General features: G+C 64.1%; 21 protein-coding genes and 1 pseudogene. 20 read left to right on the plus strand and 2 right to left on the minus strand.

The genetic code is table 11. The features are described 5' to 3' along the window. Nucleotides 1-5: 5 nt before the first annotated feature. From B5G20_RS01500 to rpsJ, 8 genes are all read left to right on the plus strand, one after another. Entirely contained in the window at nt 6-4,490 is a 4,485-nt protein-coding gene (locus tag B5G20_RS01500) for a DNA-directed RNA polymerase subunit beta' (RefSeq protein WP_204207613.1), read from the plus strand. Between the two features lie 171 nt (nt 4,491-4,661). Beyond that, the gene (locus B5G20_RS01505) at nt 4,662-5,348 is read left to right on the plus strand and encodes a hypothetical protein (protein ID WP_087354325.1); all 687 of its coding nucleotides are present in this window, start codon (nt 4,662-4,664) and stop codon (nt 5,346-5,348) included. A 5-nt stretch (nt 5,349-5,353) separates the two neighbouring features. Next, entirely contained in the window at nt 5,354-5,662 is a 309-nt protein-coding gene (locus B5G20_RS01510) for a LytTR family DNA-binding domain-containing protein (protein ID WP_087354327.1), read from the plus strand. Nucleotides 5,663-6,491: 829 nt separating this feature from the next. After that, on the plus strand, nt 6,492-7,238 hold the full coding sequence (locus B5G20_RS01515; protein ID WP_158094356.1) for a DUF559 domain-containing protein: 747 nt from the start codon (nt 6,492-6,494) through the stop codon (nt 7,236-7,238). A gap of 698 nt (nt 7,239-7,936) precedes the next feature. Next, nucleotides 7,937-8,311: a 30S ribosomal protein S12 gene (gene rpsL, locus B5G20_RS01520; protein WP_087205201.1), complete on the plus strand. Its 375-nt coding sequence runs from the start codon at nt 7,937-7,939 to the stop codon at nt 8,309-8,311. Nucleotides 8,312-8,393: 82 nt separating this feature from the next. Then, entirely contained in the window at nt 8,394-8,867 is a 474-nt protein-coding gene (gene rpsG / locus B5G20_RS01525; protein ID WP_087354331.1) for a 30S ribosomal protein S7, read from the plus strand. 18 nt (nt 8,868-8,885) lie between these two features. Next, on the plus strand, nt 8,886-11,009 hold the full coding sequence (gene fusA / locus B5G20_RS01530) for an elongation factor G (protein ID WP_087354332.1): 2,124 nt from the start codon (nt 8,886-8,888) through the stop codon (nt 11,007-11,009). A gap of 60 nt (nt 11,010-11,069) precedes the next feature. Continuing rightward, nucleotides 11,070-11,378, plus strand: coding sequence for a 30S ribosomal protein S10 (rpsJ, locus tag B5G20_RS01535; RefSeq protein WP_087354334.1), 309 nt, complete (start codon nt 11,070-11,072; stop codon nt 11,376-11,378). Between the two features lie 199 nt (nt 11,379-11,577). Here rpsJ and B5G20_RS01540 read toward each other — a convergent pair whose 3' ends face one another. Continuing rightward, nucleotides 11,578-12,378, minus strand: a complete 801-nt coding sequence (locus B5G20_RS01540; RefSeq protein WP_087354336.1) for an SDR family NAD(P)-dependent oxidoreductase — start codon at nt 12,376-12,378, stop codon at nt 11,578-11,580. A 545-nt stretch (nt 12,379-12,923) separates the two neighbouring features. On the opposite strand from B5G20_RS01540, the gene rplC reads away from it, so the two are divergent. From rplC to rplX, 12 genes and pseudogenes are all read left to right on the plus strand, one after another. After that, nucleotides 12,924-13,544: a 50S ribosomal protein L3 gene (rplC, locus tag B5G20_RS01545; RefSeq protein WP_087354338.1), complete on the plus strand. Its 621-nt coding sequence runs from the start codon at nt 12,924-12,926 to the stop codon at nt 13,542-13,544. Nucleotides 13,545-13,595: 51 nt separating this feature from the next. Further along, on the plus strand, nt 13,596-14,222 hold the full coding sequence (gene rplD, locus B5G20_RS01550) for a 50S ribosomal protein L4 (RefSeq protein WP_087354340.1): 627 nt from the start codon (nt 13,596-13,598) through the stop codon (nt 14,220-14,222). Beyond that, the gene (rplW, locus tag B5G20_RS01555) at nt 14,223-14,510 is read left to right on the plus strand and encodes a 50S ribosomal protein L23 (protein ID WP_087354342.1); all 288 of its coding nucleotides are present in this window, start codon (nt 14,223-14,225) and stop codon (nt 14,508-14,510) included. Between the two features lie 174 nt (nt 14,511-14,684). Beyond that, nucleotides 14,685-15,515: a 50S ribosomal protein L2 gene (gene rplB, locus B5G20_RS01560; protein ID WP_087354345.1), complete on the plus strand. Its 831-nt coding sequence runs from the start codon at nt 14,685-14,687 to the stop codon at nt 15,513-15,515. Between the two features lie 30 nt (nt 15,516-15,545). After that, nucleotides 15,546-15,806, plus strand: coding sequence for a 30S ribosomal protein S19 (gene rpsS, locus B5G20_RS01565; protein ID WP_006720289.1), 261 nt, complete (start codon nt 15,546-15,548; stop codon nt 15,804-15,806). A 14-nt stretch (nt 15,807-15,820) separates the two neighbouring features. Next, the gene (rplV, locus tag B5G20_RS01570) at nt 15,821-16,192 is read left to right on the plus strand and encodes a 50S ribosomal protein L22 (protein ID WP_087354347.1); all 372 of its coding nucleotides are present in this window, start codon (nt 15,821-15,823) and stop codon (nt 16,190-16,192) included. Nucleotides 16,193-16,198: 6 nt separating this feature from the next. Continuing rightward, nucleotides 16,199-16,912, plus strand: coding sequence for a 30S ribosomal protein S3 (rpsC, locus tag B5G20_RS01575; RefSeq protein ID WP_087354349.1), 714 nt, complete (start codon nt 16,199-16,201; stop codon nt 16,910-16,912). Beyond that, nucleotides 16,912-17,301 (plus strand): annotated as a pseudogene (gene rplP, locus B5G20_RS01580) (50S ribosomal protein L16); the annotation flags it as partial. The gene rpsC and the pseudogene rplP, both read left to right, overlap by 1 nt. A gap of 119 nt (nt 17,302-17,420) precedes the next feature. Then, nucleotides 17,421-17,636, plus strand: coding sequence for a 50S ribosomal protein L29 (rpmC, locus tag B5G20_RS01585; protein WP_087205190.1), 216 nt, complete (start codon nt 17,421-17,423; stop codon nt 17,634-17,636). 16 nt (nt 17,637-17,652) lie between these two features. Continuing rightward, nucleotides 17,653-17,916 (plus strand): 30S ribosomal protein S17, encoded by a 264-nt coding sequence (gene rpsQ, locus B5G20_RS01590; protein ID WP_087354352.1) that lies wholly within the window; start codon nt 17,653-17,655, stop codon nt 17,914-17,916. 84 nt (nt 17,917-18,000) lie between these two features. Then, nucleotides 18,001-18,369, plus strand: coding sequence for a 50S ribosomal protein L14 (gene rplN / locus B5G20_RS01595; RefSeq protein ID WP_087354355.1), 369 nt, complete (start codon nt 18,001-18,003; stop codon nt 18,367-18,369). 19 nt (nt 18,370-18,388) lie between these two features. Next, a complete protein-coding gene (rplX, locus tag B5G20_RS01600; RefSeq protein WP_087354357.1) occupies nt 18,389-18,715 on the plus strand; it encodes a 50S ribosomal protein L24 in 327 nt (108 codons plus the stop codon). A 150-nt stretch (nt 18,716-18,865) separates the two neighbouring features. Here rplX and B5G20_RS01605 read toward each other — a convergent pair whose 3' ends face one another. Next, nucleotides 18,866-19,555, minus strand: coding sequence for an RluA family pseudouridine synthase (locus B5G20_RS01605; RefSeq protein WP_087354359.1), 690 nt, complete (start codon nt 19,553-19,555; stop codon nt 18,866-18,868).

Genomic DNA, 19,555 nt, shown 5'->3' on the forward strand with positions numbered 1-19,555 from the left:
TGACTGTGGCAGATTTCGAAGCTACTGATTTTGATGCGGTAAAGATCTCGCTTGCCTCCGCCGACCAGATCCGCTCCTGGTCGCACGGCGAGGTCAAGAAGCCCGAGACCATCAACTACCGTACCCTCAAGCCCGAGAAGGACGGCCTGTTCTGCGAGAAGATCTTCGGTCCCGCAAAGGACTGGGAGTGCTCCTGCGGCAAGTACAAGGGCATCCGCTTTAAGGGTATCGTCTGCGAGCGCTGCGGCGTTGAGGTGACCACCGCCAAGGTGCGCCGCGAGCGCATGGGCCACATCGAGCTGGCCGCGCCCGTGAGCCACATCTGGTACTTCAAGAGCCCCACGAGCTTCCCCATGAGTCGTCTTCTGGACATCAAGTCCAAGGACCTCGAGAAGGTGCTCTACTTCGCGAGCTACATCGTGACCCACGTGGACTACGAGGCCCGCGAGGCCGATGCTGACGACCTGCGCGAGGAGCTTGCCGCCGACCTCGAGGAGCTCGACGCCGAGTGCGCCCGCCAGATCGAGAGCCTCAAAGAGCAGGGCAACCCCGAGAACTTCGATGAGTTCTCCGACGAGGAGCCCCTCACCCAGGAGGAGATCGCCGCCGGGATCATTGACATCGAGGAGGAGACGAAGGACGAGAAGGAGCTCCGCACCGACGCTTTCAACGCCTTCATGAAGCTCCACGAGCGCGACCTCATCTCCGATGAGCCGCTCTTCCGCGAGATGAAGCGCTACTACTCGATGTACTTCTCGGGCGACATGGGCGCCGAGGCCATCCGCGAGCTGCTCTCGGCCATCGACCTCGAGCAGGAGGCCGCGACCCTCAAGGCCATCATCGCCGACGAGGACGGCCAGAAGCAGCGCCGCGAGAAGGCCGTGAAGCGCCTCGAGGTCGTCGACGCCTTCCTCAAGGGCCACAACGACCCGGCCAACATGATCCTCGACGTCATCCCGGTCATTCCGCCCGACCTGCGCCCGATGGTGCAGCTCGACGGCGGCCGCTTTGCTGCGTCGGACTTGAACGACCTCTACCGTCGCGTCATCAACCGCAACAACCGCCTGAAGCGCCTGCTCGACCTCGACGCCCCGGCGATCATCGTCAACAACGAGAAGCGCATGCTGCAGGAGGCCGTGGACGCGCTCTTCGACAACGGCCGTCGCGGCCGTCCGGTCGTGGGTCGTGGCGGTCGTCCGCTCAAGTCGCTCGCCGAGGCCCTCAAGGGCAAGCAGGGCCGCTTCCGTCAGAACCTGCTCGGTAAGCGCGTGGACTACTCCGGCCGTTCGGTTATCGTTACCGACCCGGAGCTCAAGCTCCATCAGTGCGGCCTGCCCAAGACCATGGCGCTCGAGCTCTTCAAGCCGTTTGTGATGAAGCGCCTCGTCGAGCTCGGCAAGGTCGAGAACATCAAGGGCGCCAAGCTCGCTATCGACCGCTCCGCGAGCTACGTGTGGGACATCCTCGAGGAGGTCATTCAGGGCCGCCTCGTGCTCCTCAACCGCGCGCCTACCCTGCACCGCCTCTCGATCCAGGCCTTTGAGCCCGTGCTCGTGGAGGGCAAGGCCATCCACCTGCACCCGCTCGTCTGCGAGCCCTTCAACGCGGACTTCGACGGCGACCAGATGTCGGTCCATGTGCCGCTCTCGCTCCAGGCTCAGGCCGAGGCGCGCGTGCTCATGCTCTCGTCCAACAACCTGCGCTCGCCGGCATCGGGCAAGCCCGTCAACACCCCGCGTCAGGACATGATCATCGGCGTGTACTACCTCACGCAGATGCGCGAGGGCATGCAGGGTGAGGGCCACGTGTTCGCGAGCTTCGATGACGCGCTCAACGCCTACGACGCCCGTACCGAGATCGACCTTCAGGCCAAGATCGAGGTGCGCGTGAGCGCCGCCGACGCCAACGTGATCGCCGAGGACGGCACCCGCACGTTCCGCATCAACAACGGCGGCGGCGACATCGTTGAGCTCGACGTCACGGGCGCCAAGACCGCGCGCTTCGAGACCTCGATCGGCCGTATCATCTTTAACAAGCAGTGCCTGCCGGCCGACTATGAGTTCATCAACTACAAGATGAACTCCGGCGACGTGAAGCGCCTCGTCTCCGACTGCTGCGACCGCTATCCGCAGGCCGAGGTGGCGCCGATCCTCGACAACATCAAGTACACCGGCTTCCACTACGCTACCCGCGCCGGCCTCACCATCTCGCTGTGGGACGCGCTCATCCCGTCCGAGAAGCCCGAGATCCTTGCCAAGACCCAGGCGGACGTCGACCAGATCAACGCCTACTTCGAGGAAGGCTTCATCAACGAGCAGGAGCGCCACACCGAGGTCGTTAACGCCTGGACCGAGGCGACCAACAAGGTGTCGACCCTCATGCTCGACATGTTCGACGAGGAGAACCCGCTCTACATGATGGCCGACTCCGGCGCCCGTGGTTCTAAGACCCAGCTGCGTCAGCTCGGCGGCATGCGCGGCCTCATGGCGGACATGTCCGGTGAGACGATCGACCTTCCCATTAAGGCCAACTTCCGCGAGGGCCTGCTGCCGCTCGAGTACTTCATCTCGACCTACGGCGCCCGTAAGGGCCTGGTCGACACCGCGTCGCACACCTCCGACTCGGGTTACCTCACCCGTCGTCTGGTCGACGTGGCGCAGGACGTCATCGTGCGCGAGGAGGACTGCGGCACCACCGAGGGCGTGACCTACAAGCTCATGACCAACGAGAACGGCGAGGAGAAGCTCAACGCCGACCTCGTGGGCCGCTGCTTCATCGAGGACGTCGTGACGCCCGAGGGCGAGGTGCTCTTCCATGCGGACGACTACATCGAGTCCGAGGCCGACATCCAGAAGATGCTCAACGCCGGGCTCAAGAAGGTCAAGCTGCGTGCGCTCCTCACCTGCCGCTCCAAGTACGGCGTGTGCCAGAAGTGCTACGGCTGGGACCTCTCCACGCGTCGCCCCGTTGCCATCGGCACCGCGGTGGGCATCATCGCCGCTCAGTCGATCGGCGAGCCGGGCACCCAGCTCACGATGCGTACCATTCACTCCGGCGGCGTTGCAGGCGTTGACGACATTACCCAGGGTCTGCCTACGGTTGGCCGTATGTTCGACGTCGTCGGCAACGTTAACGAGAAGATCCTCGGTCGCGAGGCCGACCTCGCGCCGCACTCGGGTCTGCTCTCCATCAAGCCCGAGAAGAGCGAGTACGTGCTCACCATCTCCGACATCGACAACCCCGGCCGCGTGATCGACGAGATCCGCGTCCCGGCGTCGGTGCGCTTCATGCCCGACATCAAGGACGGCTGCGAGGTCCGCGCCGGCGACCAGCTCACCAAGGGCTTCGTCAACTTCCGCAACCTCCGCAAGCTCACCGACATCGAGTCGACGATGCATACCTTCGTGGAGAACGTCAAGGAGGTCTATACCTCGCAGGGTGTTGCGCTGAACGACAAGCACATCGAGGTCATCGCGCGCCAGATGCTGCGCCGCGTGCAGATCACCAACCCCGGCGACTCCAAGTACCTGCTCGGTCAGTACGTCGACCGCTACGAGTTTGCCGACGAGGTGGAGCGCATCGCCCGCATGGGTGGCCAGGCTCCCGCGGCTGAGCCCGCGATTCTGGGCACCCTCAAGGTTGCCGCGTCCATTGACTCCTGGCTCTCCTCGGCCTCGTTCATCCGTACGGCGGGCGTGCTCACCGAGGCGGCCATCGAGGGCAAGGTCGACCACCTGCTCGACCTCAAGAGCAACGTCATCGTGGGCAAGAAGATCCCCGCGGGCACGGGCCTCAAGCCCTACGCGCAGGCGCAGCTCACCTACCGCACGGCCGACGGCTACGAGCCCATCGAAGGCCCGACCTCGCCTGCGGCCAAGACGCTGCCCGACTGGGCGCCCGAGGAGCTCAAGGAGCTCGACGAGAAGCTTCCGCCCGATGTTGACTGGACGAGCTACGACGAGCTCGGCGGCGGCGACGGCTCGCTCACCCGCAACGGCCGCACGGTCACCGCGGAGGAGGCCAAGCTCTACCTATTTGACGACCTCGGCGTGAGCCAGCGCTGGACCAACAAGTTCAGCGAGGTGGGCATCGAGACCGTCGGCGACCTGGTGGGTAAGTCCGAGGAGGACCTGCTGCGGATCGACGGCATCGGCCACAAAGCCCTCGAGGAGCTGCGCGCCGGCCTTGAGCAGCACAACCTGCTCTACATCCTCGACAACGACGGCGACAAGGCCGACGCCGAGGACCTCTCGCAGCTGCTGCAGATGGTCTTCTCGCCGGACGGCCCGGACGAGATTCTGCTCGGCACGAGCGCCCCGCGCCACCACCTCGATTCCGACGAGGAGATGCTCGGCGCTCCGGCAGACACCTCGAGCCAGAGCGCGTCGTCTGACGTGATCAACGAGGACATGGCCTCGCTCGACGCGCTGCTGAACGAGCTCGTCGACTCTGATGACTCCGACGTTGACGACGAGGAGACCATCGGCTAGGCAAGGACGCTTACCGCCATAGTCCGCTGACAGCGGCCCGCTTTCCGCAAGGGGAGCGGGCCGCTTTGGTATGTCGTTCGTGCCACGGACGGCGTAGGCGCCGTGCGGGCTGGCTATACTCATGGCGAACGCTCGGCCGGGCGATGTGAAGACGCTCGACAGGGAGGAGCCATGAAGACCTTTACCATCGGAAAGACGCGCTCGCGGGCAACCATCGTCTTGATCTGCGCACTGACGTGTCTGGCCGCCATCACGGCAGTCACGGGGCAGTGGGCCCTTCTGGGCAACGACGCGGTGGCGCTAGCCTCCCTTCCGCCTGTTGCGCGCTGCGTTTTGAGCGTGCTTCTAGCGCTGCTCCTCGGAATGCTCGTGCTGTCGGTGGTGATTACCTCAGCTCGCTATTGGCAGCTTACCGAAGACGAGATCCGTTGCCGCTCGCTGGGCGTGACCTCGGATTGGCCGCGCTATGCCTGGGACGTGCTGCGCGGGCGGAATCCCGAGGTGGACATCCGCATCGCCACGGCGGCGGTCACGGGCGTGCGCCTCAGTTGGAGCCGGCAGATCGTTACCACACCGTGGACGCGCGGGATCCCGACGCCGATGTATCCCATCACCGTGGAGATGACGCTGGCGGGCGGGGGCAGCGTCGACTTCTACCATCTCGACTACGATGTGGTGACGCTCGGACGGGCGCTGCGCTACCTCATCGATGAGCGGGACGTTGCGCTTGAGGATCCTGACCATCTGCTCTCCCAGATGGGGGAGGACGCGCTGTGCGCAGAGCGCATCTACACCTACCTCGAGGGGCTCGACCGAGAGGGTCGCAAGCGCGACGGCGACCGAGCCGAGGGGCGGTGAGCGCCATGGCAAGCGCGCACCTGACACTGCAAAGCGGGAATGCCCTTGTGCGCATCCCGCTCGAGAGCATTCTCTACCTGGAGTCTCGTCGGCACTATCTGATGGTCTACGCCCGCTGCGGAACGTTTCGGATGCGGGGCAAGATCTCGGAATATGCCGAGCGCCTGCGCGGGGCGGGGTTCGTGCAGATTCACCGCTGCTACGTGGTCAACCGCGCCGAAGTGGCCGCAGCGCGCCACGCAAAGGTCGAGCTCGCGGACGGCACCCGCGTGCCGATAGGCCGTCGCTACCACGAGAGCCTCTCATCGAGGTAGGTCGCGCGACGGGCGCGGGCGCGGGGCGAGCCGCAACTCGCCCCGCAGCGGCCCACCCAGCCGCATGCCACCTCCGCCCTTGACGGCCGCCCTAGCCTCCTCGGCGATCATCCCGCCCCGCCGTCCGCCTCCTCGAAACCCGCAACCGAAACCCGCCCCGCAGTCGCCCTAGCCAGGCCCATCGAGCCGGTCGATTACGCCTCTTTTGGACACCGCGCTGAGCTGCGGGTTCACTACCGGGTTCATTGCCGGGTTCACGGCGCGCGCCAAACAGCGAAAAACCCGGGCAGGACTTGCGGCAATGAACCCGCTCGTGAACCCGGCTCTCGGGTGCGCGCGAATCCAGAGCGCCGGGTGTCTTCAGCGGTGTGGGCACGCAAGCGCGACGGGGCATGGAGGTTGCGTGGCGATTCGCTTCAAGTAAAGTTTCAACCAGCAAACTTAAACCGCTTCAGCGAACGTCTAACTAGTTTCTGACCAGTTCTTGCACGAATCTAACGGGAATCTAACCGGGCGGTTAGATTCGTGACAGCTTTTGGCAAGAACGGGACCAGAAAAATGAGATTGTCGTCACCTGCACTCGATCGCGCGCGAACATAAGGGCATGAGTATCGTCCTGTCACATAGCGCCGTTCGTCTGCTGTACCGCGCGCCCGCGCGGCCCCGTTACCTGCCGAAGTTTCCTGGGGTGTCGAGTCCCCTCAAAACGGGTGCTCCGCAGGCGGATGAGGTTGCCCGCGCGCGGGCGCTCCTCATCTCATACGGCATCCCGGCATCGAAGCTCGAAACACTCGAGTTGCTGGTATCTGAGCCCAAAGAGCGCCGACGCATGCCAGGCATCAAATGCCACGTTTGCAGGCACGAGCTGCCCGCGCATGCGTTGGTGCGGCTCGATACGGGGATCTTCGCTGTCGATCCGCGCTTCTGTGCGCTCCTTGCGGGGCAGGACCTTGACTACCTTGAGCTGGTGGAATACTACTACGAGCTCTGCGGGGGCTATGAGCTGCCGATTGAGGAGGGGGAGTCTTACCGGGAGGTCGCGCCGCTCACCAGCTGCTGCGAGCTCGAGACGTTCTTTCGGTCCATGCGGGGTATGCACGGTGTCCCCCAGGCACTGCGTGCGGTGCGCTACGCTCGCGATGGCTCCCGCAGCCCTATGGAGACGGCATCAACCATGACACTCGTGCTACCGAGGCGAGACGGAGGGCTCGGCATCCACAGGGTGACCATGAACCATTCCATCGCGATTACGGGGACCGCGCGTCGCATGACCGGTCGGCGGGAGTTCTTTGCCGACGCGTATATCGCCCCCGCCCGGCTGCTCATCGAGTACATGGGCATGCGTCATGAGGAAGAGGAGCGCCAGGCGGACGACAGCGAACGCGACAACGCCCTCGACACCATGGGCTACCACGTGGTGCGCATCTGGCGCTGGGCGTTCTTCGATACGATGAGGTATCGGCGCATTCTCGCGAAGATCCGAGCGGAGGTTGGGTTGCGGGCAACGCGATTCCCGGCTGATTTCGATGACCGGCAGGAAGCGCTGCGCAGGTTCGTCCTAAGACACTGGCTGTAGGGGAGTCGTGGGCCCGGCAAATTGGCTGCGGGGGGGCAGGCTCGGCTAGATACAGAGGAATGAACATGAGCGGTGAGGGTGCTAGGACATCAGACGGCCCAACCTCACTGTGCAAAAAACGCGGTAATGAACCCGAATTCGCGCATTTCGAGGGTTTGTGTCAGCGAGGGTTCACGAGCGAAAGATATGTACGGTAGCTGACCAGCGGTTTCTCCAAGGATGCATTTGCGGGTTCACTGCCGGGTTCATTGCACGCGGTTTTGCACAGCAGGAGGGCAGGCGGTGGGGGAGCGGAGTTGGTGCGGGTGGCCGCAGCTGGTGGGAAGCGAGGTTTTGCGAGGATGGACGCAGATGGTGGGGAGGAGGATAGGGTGAAGTTTAGCACTGGTAGTTACAAGGAGAAATCGCTGGGTGCGCCGGTTTGTCTCGACCCTCCGCCGATCCGGTTGCCACGCTCGCCGAAAACCGGCCCGCCGCGGCCCGGTCCCGCCGAGCGCTCACGCCCCACCCCCCCCGCTGCATGTGGAGATTTCGCGCAATCGAGTCAGAATCAGGATACGCCCGGAGCCGTGGTCTGTTGACACCGAACCTCGCGCGCGTAGAATCAAGCATTGCTGTTTCGTGGGTGGATGCTGACGCCCCGGGGCTAGCCGTTGCACCTTTTATTCAATAGCTGGAGTATTGAGAAGGAGTTAGCTTTGCCTACTATCAACCAGCTGGTCCTCAAGGGCCGCAAGTCCAAGCCCGCGAAGTCCAAGAACGCGGCGCTGCAGCACAACCCGCAGAAGCGTGGCGTGTGCACCCGCGTGTTCACCACCTCCCCCAAGAAGCCGAACTCGGCCCTTCGTAAGGTCGCCCGTGTGCGCCTCGTCAACGGCATCGAGGTCACGGCCTACATCCCCGGTGAGGGCCACAACCTGCAGGAGCACTCCATCGTCGCCATCCGCGGCGGCCGTGTGCGCGACCTCCCTGGTGTCCGTTACAAGATCATCCGCGGTGCCTACGACTGCGCTCCGGTCAACAACCGCAAGCAGTCCCGCTCCCGCTACGGCGCGAAGCGTCCGAAGAACTAACACGAGACACCCACGTAACGCCGGGTAGGGCCTAGCGCCCGCCAGAACCATACAGCCCGGCAGATACCGAAGGAGATTATTCATGCCGCGTCGTGCATCCAAGACTCATCGTCGCGAGGTCCAGCCTGATGCTGTTTACAACAACCGCCTCGTGACCCAGCTCATCAACAAGGTCCTCCTGGACGGCAAGAAGTCCACCGCCGAGCGCATCGTCTACGGCGCCTTCGACATCGTCGCCCAGAAGTCCGACGGCGACGCCCTCGCCGTGTTCAAGAAGGCCATGGAGAACGTCAAGCCCACGCTCGAGTGCAAGCCCAAGCGTGTCGGTGGCGCCACCTATCAGGTGCCCATGGAGGTCAACTCCCGTCGTTCCACCCAGCTCGCCATCCGCTGGATCGTCAACTTCTCGCGTGCCCGCAAGGAGAAGACCATGGCCGAGCGTCTCGCCAACGAGATCCTCGACGCCTCCAACGGCGTGGGCGCTTCGGTGAAGCGCCGCGAGGACGTCTTCAAGATGGCCGAGGCCAACCGCGCGTTCTCGCACTATCGCTGGTAAGGGAAAGGGTAGACACTCATGGCTAAGGCTAAGTACAAGCTGTCCGAGACCCGCAACATCGGCATCATGGCCCACATCGATGCCGGTAAGACCACCACGACCGAGCGCATCCTCTACTACACCGGCAAGACCCACAAGATTGGTGAGGTGCACGAGGGCGCTGCCACCATGGACTGGATGGTCCAGGAGCAGGAGCGCGGCGTGACCATCACCTCCGCTGCCACCACGTGCTTCTGGCACAAGGGCGGCAAGGCGGGCGAGGGTCCGGCCTACCGCATCCAGATCATCGACACCCCGGGCCACGTGGACTTTACGGCCGAGGTCGAGCGTTCGCTTCGCGTCCTCGACGGCGCTGTGGCCGTGTTTGACGCCGTTGCCGGCGTGCAGCCGCAGTCCGAGACCGTGTGGCGTCAGGCCCGCAACTTCAACGTTCCGCGCATCGCCTTCATCAACAAGTACGACCGCGTGGGCGCCGACTTCTGGCACGCCATCGACACCATGAAGGAGCGCCTCCACGCCAACGCCGTGGCCATTCAGGTCCCGATGGGCGCCGAGGACAACTTCTGGGGCGTCATCGACCTCGTGACCATGACCGCGTGGGACTTCAAGGCCGACGACAAGGGCATGACCTACCCCGAGCCGATGGACGAGATCCCGGCCGAGTTTGCCGACATCGCCGCCGAGAAGCGCGAGGAGCTGCTCGACGCCGCCGCCAACTACGATGACGAGCTCATGGAGATGATTCTCGAGGATCAGGAGATCCCCGTGGAGAAGCTCAAGGCCGCCATCCGTGCCGGCGTGCTCGCCAACGAGCTCAACCCCGTTCTCGTGGGCTCCGCTTACAAGAACAAGGGCGTTCAGGAGCTGCTCGACGCCGTCGTCGACTATCTGCCGAGCCCGCTCGACGTTCCCCCGGTGGAGGGCACCAACCCCAAGACCGGCGAGACCGACACCCGCGAGGCCAGCAACGACGCGCCGTTCTCCGCGCTCGCCTTCAAGATCGCCACGGACCCGTTCGTCGGTAAGCTCACGTTCTTCCGCGTTTACTCCGGCCATATCGACGCCGGCTCCTACGTGGTCAACGCCACCAACGGCCAGCGCGAGCGCTTTGGCCGCATCCTCGAGATGAACGCCAACGACCGTATCGACGTCGACGGCGCCTCCACCGGCGACATCCTCGCCGCCGTGGGTCTCAAGAACACCACCACCGGTGACACCCTCTGCGAGGAGGGCCACGAGATCATCCTCGAGTCCATGGAGTTCCCCGACCCGGTTATCGACGTTGCCGTTGAGCCCAAGACCAAGGCCGAGCAGGACAAGATGTCTATGGCGCTTGCCAAGCTCGCCGAGGAGGACCCGACCTTCCAGGTGCGCACCGACCACGAGACCGGCCAGACCATCATCGCCGGCATGGGCGAGCTGCACCTCGAGATCATCGTCGACCGCCTGCTTCGCGAGTTCAAGGTCGAGGCCAACGTCGGTAAGCCGCAGGTTGCCTACCGTGAGGCTCCGGGCCACGACGTCGACCGCGCCGAGGGCAAGTTCGTGCGTCAGTCCGGCGGTCGCGGCCAGTACGGCCACGCCGTCATCAAGCTCGAGAAGATGGAGGAGGGCTTCGGCTACGAGTTCGTCAACGCCATCGTCGGCGGCGTCGTGCCGAAGGAGTACATCCCTTCGATCGACAAGGGCATTCAGGAGGCGCTCGAGACCGGCGTCATCGCCGGTTACCCGGTGGTCGACGTCAAGGTGACCCTCTTCGACGGCTCCTACCACGAGGTCGACTCCTCCGAGGCCGCGTTCAAGATCGCCGGCTCCATGGCCATCAAGGACGCCCTCAAGAAGTCCGACCCGATTCTGCTCGAGCCGATGATGGCCGTTGAGGTCGAGACCCCCGAGCAGTACATGGGCGACGTCATGGGCAACCTCTCTGGCCGCCGCGGCAAGATCGAGGGCATGGACGACCGCTCCGGCAACAAGGTCATCCGCGCCAAGGTGCCGCTGGGCGAGATGTTCGGCTACGCGACCGACCTGCGTTCGCAGACCCAGGGCCGCGCGAGCTACACCATGCAGTTCGATTCCTACGAGCCCGCGCCCAAGTCGGTCACCGACGAGGTCATCGCCAAGGCCGGCGGCAACGCGTAAGGCTCCTCGCACTATTGGAACGTCGCGAGGTGTCTCTCGCGCTTAATTTGGAGGTATCAATTGCCTAGCCAGAAGATCAGGATCCGCCTCAAGGGCTATGATCACGAGGTCGTGGACCAGTCCGCGAAGCTCATCGTCGACACCGCTCAGAAGACCGGTGCCCGTGTGTCCGGCCCCATCCCGCTGCCGACCGAGCGCAACCTCTACACGGTCATCCGCTCGCCGCACGTGGACAAGGACTCCCGCGAGCAGTTTGAGATGCGCACCCACAAGCGCCTCATCGACATCCTCGACCCCACCTCGGGCACCGTCGACTCGCTCATGCGTCTCGACCTCCCCGCGGGCGTGGACATCGACATCAAGCTCTAAGCTGTCGCGCTAGCTACGCTGCGTAAAGCCCTCGGCTCCCTGCGAGCCGGGGGCTTTTTGCGTTAGGGGGTGCGGGTGCGGGGCCGGCGTTCTCACTCAGCGTACGCGTTTTTGCCCGGGATTCCGCTCAAAACACGAGTGAATCGAACCTATGGATAGGGGAGGGGAACGAAAACAACCCCGTCCCAAAATGAATGGGTTAGCCGCGCTTGTCCATCATCTGGTAGAGCGGGTACATGGGCGAGCCGAGGCCGGTGCCGCCCGAGACCTCCATAACACCGCCCGTCACGTACGACGACATGTCGGAGGCGTAGAAGAGCACCGCGTTGGCGATCTCCTCGGGCTCACCCAGACGGTTCAGCGGGATGGTGGTGAGGAAGGCCTTGATGAACTCCTCGCTCATGTTGTCCATGAGGGCCTCGGTGGCGATGCTGCCGGGGCAGACCACGTTGGCGCGCACGCCTTGGCGCGCGTACTGGATGGCGATGTCCTTGGTGAGGCGGATGATGGCCGCCTTGGCAAGGCCGTAGGCCTCGCGCGAGAGGTCGGGGTAGACGCCGCCGGTGGAGGCGATGTTGACGATGGCGAGGGGCCCGACGTCCTTCATGGCGCGGATGGCCTGCTGCGAGGTCTCGTAGACGCTGCGGACGTTGTCCATCACGATGTCCTCAAAGTCCTCCACGCGGGTGTTGGCCACATCAAAGTCGCGCTTGACGTCGGTCGACCCGTAGTTGTTGACAAGGATGTCGAGTCGTCCCTCACGCTCCACCACATCCTTCACGCAGCCAGGGTAGGTGGACTTATCGGAGGCATCAAAGCGCACATAGGCGGCTTGTCCGCCAGCCTTTTCGATCTCGGCGATGAGCGCGCGCGAACGCTCCTCGTTGCGGGCGGCGATGTAGACCTTAGCGCCCTCGCTCGCAAGCTTCTGCGCGCAGGCGCGTCCGATTCCGCGGGTAGAGGCGGTAACGAGTGCAATCTTGTTGTCGAGCATGCCCATAATGGCTCCCTCCCAAAGTGGACCATATATGCGACATCCTAAGTCGCATTACCCCCCTTCATACCCCGAAACCCTTTGCACCATCCCCAGTAAGCCATGCGCTCAGGGCACATATCAGCAAAACGCTCCCCAGAGTCCTATGACCCCGCGCAGCAAGGGGGCTACGGCGCAGGGGGCTTTGGGCGGAGGGGCGGGCCGCGGTGGCCCCGCCGGGCGACTCGCGAAGCGAGCCCGAAGGGCGCGGAGCCCGGCAGGGCCACCGCGGCCCGCCCCTCCGCCCAAAGCCCCCGGTAGGGGAGCCAAACCCCATTGCGAAGACTTTGTGGAAGGTAAGGGAAACACCCGGCGGCGTGTATACTAAGCAACGGTGTCTTTATGGGGAGGATTCTGTCTCGACCAAACGGCCTGCTCAAACGGGTTGCAGGGCATGTCGGGCGGCAGGGCGGAACGGCAAACCATAGGCGCCGCTCAGAAGGAGTGGTCCGCTGGGGGTGAGCGCAAGGGGTGCTCACACGGTCCCAAGACCACAGAGGGTTAGGATCAGCATGATCAGCATGATTCTCGGCCGCAAGATCGGGATGACCCAGGTGTGGGACGACGACGACAACGTCGTGCCCGTCACCGTCATCCAGGCTGGCCCCTGCGCCGTCTCGCAGGTTAAAACTCAGGCGACCGATGGCTACGATGCCGTTCAGATCGGCTTCGGCGACATCAAGGCTAAGCACGTCAACAAGCCCATGGCCGGGCACTTCGCCAAGGCCGGCGTGGAGCCCGTGCGGTACCTCCGCGAGGTTCGCGTCGAGAACGGCGAGGAGCACAAGGTCGGCGATACCGTCACCGTCGCCGACTTCGAGAACGTCGCCAAGGTCGACGTCATCGGCACCTCCAAGGGTAAGGGCTTCCAGGGCCGCATCAAGCGCTGGGGTCAGCGCCGCGGTCCGATGACGCACGGCTCTCACTTCAAGCGTCACCCCGGCTCGATCGGTCAGTGCGCCTACCCGGCCCGCGTCCTCAAGGGCGTCAAGATGGCCGGTCACATGGGTAACGAGCGCGTGACCGTCAAGAACCTCTCCGTTGTCCGCATCGATGCCGAGCAGAACCTCATGCTCGTCAAGGGCGCTGTCCCTGGCGGCAAGAACGCTCTGGTCGCCATCCGTATGGCGTAAACGCTACCGACCACGTACGCAGAGCCACGTCATACCAAGGAGAACACAGAAATGGCTATGTTTGAAGTCAAGAACAGCGAGGGCAAGAAGGTCTCCGAGACCGAGCTCGCCTCCGCGGTGTACGGCATCGAGCCGAACACCCACATCATGCATCACATCGTGAAGTGCCAGATGGCGTGCTGGCGCGCGGGCACCCAGTCGGCCAAGGGCCGCTCTGAGGTCTCCGGCGGCGGCAAGAAGCCGTGGCGCCAGAAGGGCACCGGCCGTGCCCGCCAGGGCTCCATCCGTGCGCCGCAGTGGCGTCACGGTGGCGTCGTGTTTGCCCCCAAGCCCCGTTCGTACGCCAAGCGTATGAACAACAAGGAGGTCAAGCTCGCCATGCGCTCGGCGCTCTCCGCCAAGGTGCGCGACAACGAGCTCGTCCTCGTTGACGACTACGGCTTTGAGAAGCCGTCCACCAAGGCCGCCGTCGCCGTGCTCAAGGCGCTCGGTCTTGAGGGCAAGCGCCTCACGATCATCGTCCGCGAGGACGACATCAACGCGTACCTGTCGTTCCGCAACATCCCCAAGACGTTCATCATCACGCCGTCCGAGGCCAACACCTACGACCTCATGAACAACGGCGCCCTGCTGATGCCCGCCGATGTTGCCGCTCACTTTGGGGAGGTGCTTGCTTAAATGGACGCCCACAGCATCATCATCCGCCCCATCGTGTCGGAGCGCTCCTATGACCTCATGGAGCAGAACAAGTACACGTTCGAGGTTGCGCGCGATGCCAACAAGTACCAGATTAAGGACGCCATCGAGGAGCTCTTCTCGGTGAAGGTCGACCGCGTGAACACCATCAACGTGAAGCCCAAGAAGAAGCGCGTGCGCTACGTCGCGGGCTATACGCGTCAGTGGAAGAAGGCCGTTGTCACCCTCAAGGAGGGCGAGACGATCGAGATCTTTGGCACCCAGGCCTAAAGACCGCCTTCGCTTGATTCCGGGCCTCCCTTAAGAGGGAGGCCGGGAGGTCGAGGTATCGGGCTTAAAGAGTAGATGCGCCCGGTACCGTGGTAATCCGGTGTCACCGCACCCCGGGGGAGACCCCGAATCCCTGATGCGGTGGCGAGCGGATAGAGATTGAAAGGGATTGGAATGGCTGTAAAGCACCTTAAGCCGACCAGCGCGGGCCGCCGCTGGCAGACGATCTCCGACTTTGCCGAGATCACCTGCACCACGCCCGAGAAGTCGCTGCTCGAGCCGCTGCCCAAGAAGGCGGGCCGCAACAACAACGGTCGCATCACCGTGCGTCACCAGGGTGGCGGCGTTAAGCGTCGTTACCGTCGCATCGATTTCAAGCGCAACAAGGACGGCGTGCCCGCCAAAGTTGCCACGATCGAGTATGACCCCAACCGCTCCGCACGCATCGCGCTGCTCCACTACGTCGACGGCGAGAAGCGCTACATCCTCGCCCCCAAGGGGCTCAAGGTTGGCGACATGGTCGTCTCCGGCGAGGGCGCCGACATCAAGCCGGGCAACGCCCTGCCCCTCTCCGAGATCCCCGTGGGTACGCTCATCCACGCGATCGAGTTCCAGCCCGGCAAGGGCGCTGCCATCGCCCGCTCGGCCGGCACCGCCTGCCAGCTCATGGGCAAGGAGGGCAAGTACGCGATCCTGCGTATGCCTAGCTCCGAGATGCGCCGCGTGCTCATCACCTGCCGCGCCACGGTGGGCGAGGTCGGCAACGCCGATCACGCCAACATCGTCATCGGCAAGGCCGGCCGTAAGCGCCACATGAACGTGCGCCCGACCGTCCGTGGTACCGTCATGAACCCGGTCGACCACCCGCACGGCGGTGGCGAGGGCAAGAACCACACCTCTGGTCGCCCGTCCGTCACTCCGTGGGGCAAGCCGACGAAGGGCTATCGCACGCGCAAGAAGAAGAAGACGTCGAATAGCCTCATCATCCGTCGTCGCAAGAAGTAGTCGATACCGAGAATTAGGAGATAACGACTTATGAGCAGAAGTCTCAAAAAGGGGCCGTTCGTAGAAGCTCGCCTGCTCTCGCGTATCATCGCGATGAACGAGGCCGGCAAGAAGGACGTCGTCAAGACCTGGTCGCGCGCCTCCACCATCTTCCCCGAGATGGTTGGTCACACCATCGCCGTCCACGACGGTCGCAAGCACGTCCCCGTGTACGTCACCGAGTCCATGGTCGGTCACAAGCTCGGTGAGTTCGCGCCCACCCGTACGTTCCGTGGCCACAAGGCCAAGTAGGGGGTTTCTAGTCTATGGCAACTAAAGCTACCGATACCGAGACCCGCGAGGTCCGCGCCACGGCCAAGTACGTGCGCGTGTCTCCGTCCAAGGCCCGTCTCGTGGTCGATCTTATCCGCCGCAAGTCCGTGGCCCAGGCCTTTGACATCCTTCACTTCTGCGAGCGCGCCGTCGCCGTGGACGTGGAGAAGGTCCTGCGCTCCGCTGTGGCCAACGCCGAGCACAACAACGGCATGCGCGCCGACGATCTCGTGATCGCCGCCGCCTATGTCGACGAGGGCCCGACGCTCAAGCGCATCCGTCCGCGCGCCAAGGGTTCCGCATCGCGCATCCTGAAGCGCATGAGCCACATCACGATCGTCGTCGCTCCTCGAAAGGAGGCGTAACGCGCCATGGGTCAGAAAGTCTATCCCACCGGCTTCCGTCTTGGCATCACCGAGAACTGGCGCTCCCGCTGGTACGCCGACAAGGACTACGCCAAGACGCTTGGCAACGACCTTGCCATCCGCAAGTACATTAAGAAGCGCCTCGCCCGCGCCGCCGTCTCCCGCACCGAGATTGAGCGTGCCGGCGACAAGGTGAAGATCATCATCTACACCGCACGCCCCGGCATCGTGATCGGCAAGAAGGGCTCCGAGATCGACAGCCTCCGCAACGAGCTCGAGAAGGTCGCCGGCGTCTCCAAGGGTCAGCTCTCCGTTGACGTTGTGGAGATCAAGCGTCCCGAGCTCGACGCCACGCTCGTGGCCCAGTCCATCGCCGAGCAGCTCGAGGGCCGCGTGGCCTTCCGCCGCGCGATGCGCAAGGCCGTGCAGTCCGCTTCCAAGGCGGGCGCCAAGGGCATCCGTATCCAGTGCTCCGGTCGTCTCGGCGGCGCCGAGATGGGTCGTCGCGAGTGGTACCGCGAGGGTCGCGTGCCGCTGCACACCCTCCGCGCCAAGATCGACTACGGCACCGCCGTCGCGCACACCACCATGGGCGCCTGCGGCGTGAAGGTCTGGATCTACCTGGGCGAGAAGCTCCCCGGCCAGCCTGTTCCCAACCCCGCGCTCGAGGGCACCAGCCGCCCCCGTCGCCGTAACAACTCCGAGAGGAGGGGTCAGTAGTGCTTGCCCCTAAGCGTGTTCTCCACCGTAAGGTGCAGCGTGGCTCCATGAAGGGCCAGGCCAAGGGTAACACCGAGCTGCATTTCGGTGAGTACGGCCTCAAGGCCCTCGAGGCCCACTGGATCACCAACCGCCAGATCGAGGCCGCCCGTGTTGCCATGACCCGTTATATGCGTCGTGGTGGCCGCGTCTACATCACCATCTTCCCTGACAAGCCCATCACCAAGAAGCCCGCGGAGACCCGCATGGGCTCCGGTAAGGGCAACCCGGAGGAGTGGGTGGCCGTCGTCAAGCCGGGCCGCATCATGTTCGAGATTTCCGGCGTTACCGAGCCCATCGCCCGCGAGGCGCTTCGCCTGGCGCAGCACAAGCTCCCCATCAAGACCAAGATCGTCATCGCTAAGGACGCCGAGGAGCGCGCCGAGGCCGAGATTGCGGCCGAGGAGGCCAAGGAGGCCGAGTGGGCCGCCAAGGACGCCGCCGCTGCCGCTGCCGAGGAGGATAAGTAATGAAGCCCGCAGAGATTCGTGAGCTCTCCGACGATCAGCTCGCTGAGAAGCTGAAGGAAACCCGAGCCGAGCTCTTTAACCTTCGGTTCCAGATGGCCACCAGCCAGCTGGACAACACCGCCCGCGTTAAGACCGTGAAGAAGGATATCGCCCGTATCCTCACGGAGCAGCGCGCTCGCGAAATCGCAGCGGAGAAGGCCGCTGCCACCGAGTAGATCGCAAGGAGAGAACATGAGTGACACTACGCGCAACCAGCGCAAGGTCCGTCAGGGCGTCGTCGTCTCCATCTCCGGCAACAAGACCATCGTTGTCGAGACCACGGAGCGCAAGCGCCACCCCAAGTACGGCAAGATGATGACCACCACCAAGAAGTTTCACGCGCACGACGAGGAGTGCTCCGCCGGTCTCGGCGACAAGGTCCGCATCATGGAGACCCGTCCTCTGTCCCGTATGAAGCGCTGGCGCCTGGTCGAGATCATCGAGCGCGCCAAGTAAGGTCGCACGCTACGTTCACGCCGGTGACGTGCACCGTGGATGCACGAGCGCACCTCTCACCGGCCCAAGTTCGGAGGAACTACCATGATTCAAATGCAAACCATGCTGAACGTTGCCGATAACTCCGGTGCGCGCAAGGTTCGCTGCATCAAGGTGCTTGGCGGTTCCAAGCGCCGCTATGCGGGGATCGGCGACGTGATCGTGGCGGCCGTCCAGGAGGCCACCCCGGGCGCCAACGTCAAGAAGAAGGACGTCGTCAAGTGCGTCGTCGTCCGCACGGTGAAGGAGGTCCGCCGCAAGGACGGTTCCTACATCCGCTTTGACGATAATGCCGCGGTCGTCATCAACAACGACGGCTCGCCCGTGGGCACCCGTATCTTCGGGCCCGTGGCGCGCGAGCTCCGCGACAAGAAGTACATGAAGATCGTCTCGCTTGCTCCCGAGACCCTGTAACAGAAAGGAGAGACTTCTCATGGCTAAGATGTCCATCAAGAAGGGCGATACCGTCAAGATTCTCTCCGGCAAGGATCGCGGCAAGCAGGGCACCGTGCTCCGCGCCTATCCGGCAGAGGGCAAGATCAAGGTCGAGGGCGTGGCCATCGTCAAGAAGGCCGTCCGTCCCAACCAGCAGAACCAGACCGGCGGCATCGTGCCGCAGGAGGCCAAGATCGACGCCTCCAACGCCATGCTCGTCTGCCCCAAGTGCGGGCAGGCCACGCGCGTCGGCCACAAGCAGGGCGAGCTCGACGGTCACAAGACTGCCATCCGCGTCTGCAAGAAGTGCGGCGCTGAGTTCTAAAAGAACCCGCGCACACCGCATGTGCTAGAAAAAGCCCGGTTGCCACACGGTAGCCGGGCTCTTTTTTGTGGCGGGATGTTGCGGGACGAGGTGGCCCTGGGGAGACGTGCACCCTTGCCGACGGGGCGAGACGGCGTACGTACTCTGAGGTTACCTGCGCGGGACGTTGGGAAAGAGTCGCTCGAAGCGCTGGGGGACCGGGGCCTCGATGCGGACGCGCTCCCCGGTGACGGGGTCGCCAAAGGCAAGCGAACGGGCGTGAAGCATGAGGCCGCGCGGGTCGGGGCGGCCATAGAGGCCGTCGCCGAGGATGGGGAGCCCCGCATGGCTCAGGTGCACGCGGATCTGGTGTTTGCGCCCGGTCTCGATGGTCACGCTCAGCAGTGTGACCGTGCGCCCGCGGCGGCTAGTCTCAGCAATGCGCTTGGCATGCGTGACCGCCGGCTTGCCGGTACGGCTCACGCGCATGCGGCGCGCGTCGTGCCGGTCGCGCCCAATCGGTTGAGTAAAGGTGCGATGTCCCCAGGGAACGCGTCCAACCACGATGGCGAGGTAGCGCTTCTCGACGGCGTGCTCGGCGATGAGGCGGTCGTAGGCAGCCTGTGTTGCCTTGCTGCGCGAGAAGAGTACGACCCCCGAGGTATCGCGGTCGAGCCTGTTGAGCGCTTGCAGCTCAGCGGAACGGCTCGACGAGGGCTCCGGGGTGTCTTCCGCATCCAGCGCGGCGCGCACAAGGTCGGTGAGCGTCGGCAGGCCCGTGCCGTCGCCATGAACGATGATGCCGGCCGGTTTGTCGACCGCAACGAGCGTATCGCTCAGGTAGAGGATGGGCGCCTCCAC

The sequence above is a fragment of the Collinsella sp. An7 genome, from assembly GCF_002159335.1.
In the GTDB taxonomy this organism is placed as follows: Bacteria; Actinomycetota; Coriobacteriia; order Coriobacteriales; family Coriobacteriaceae; genus Coprousia.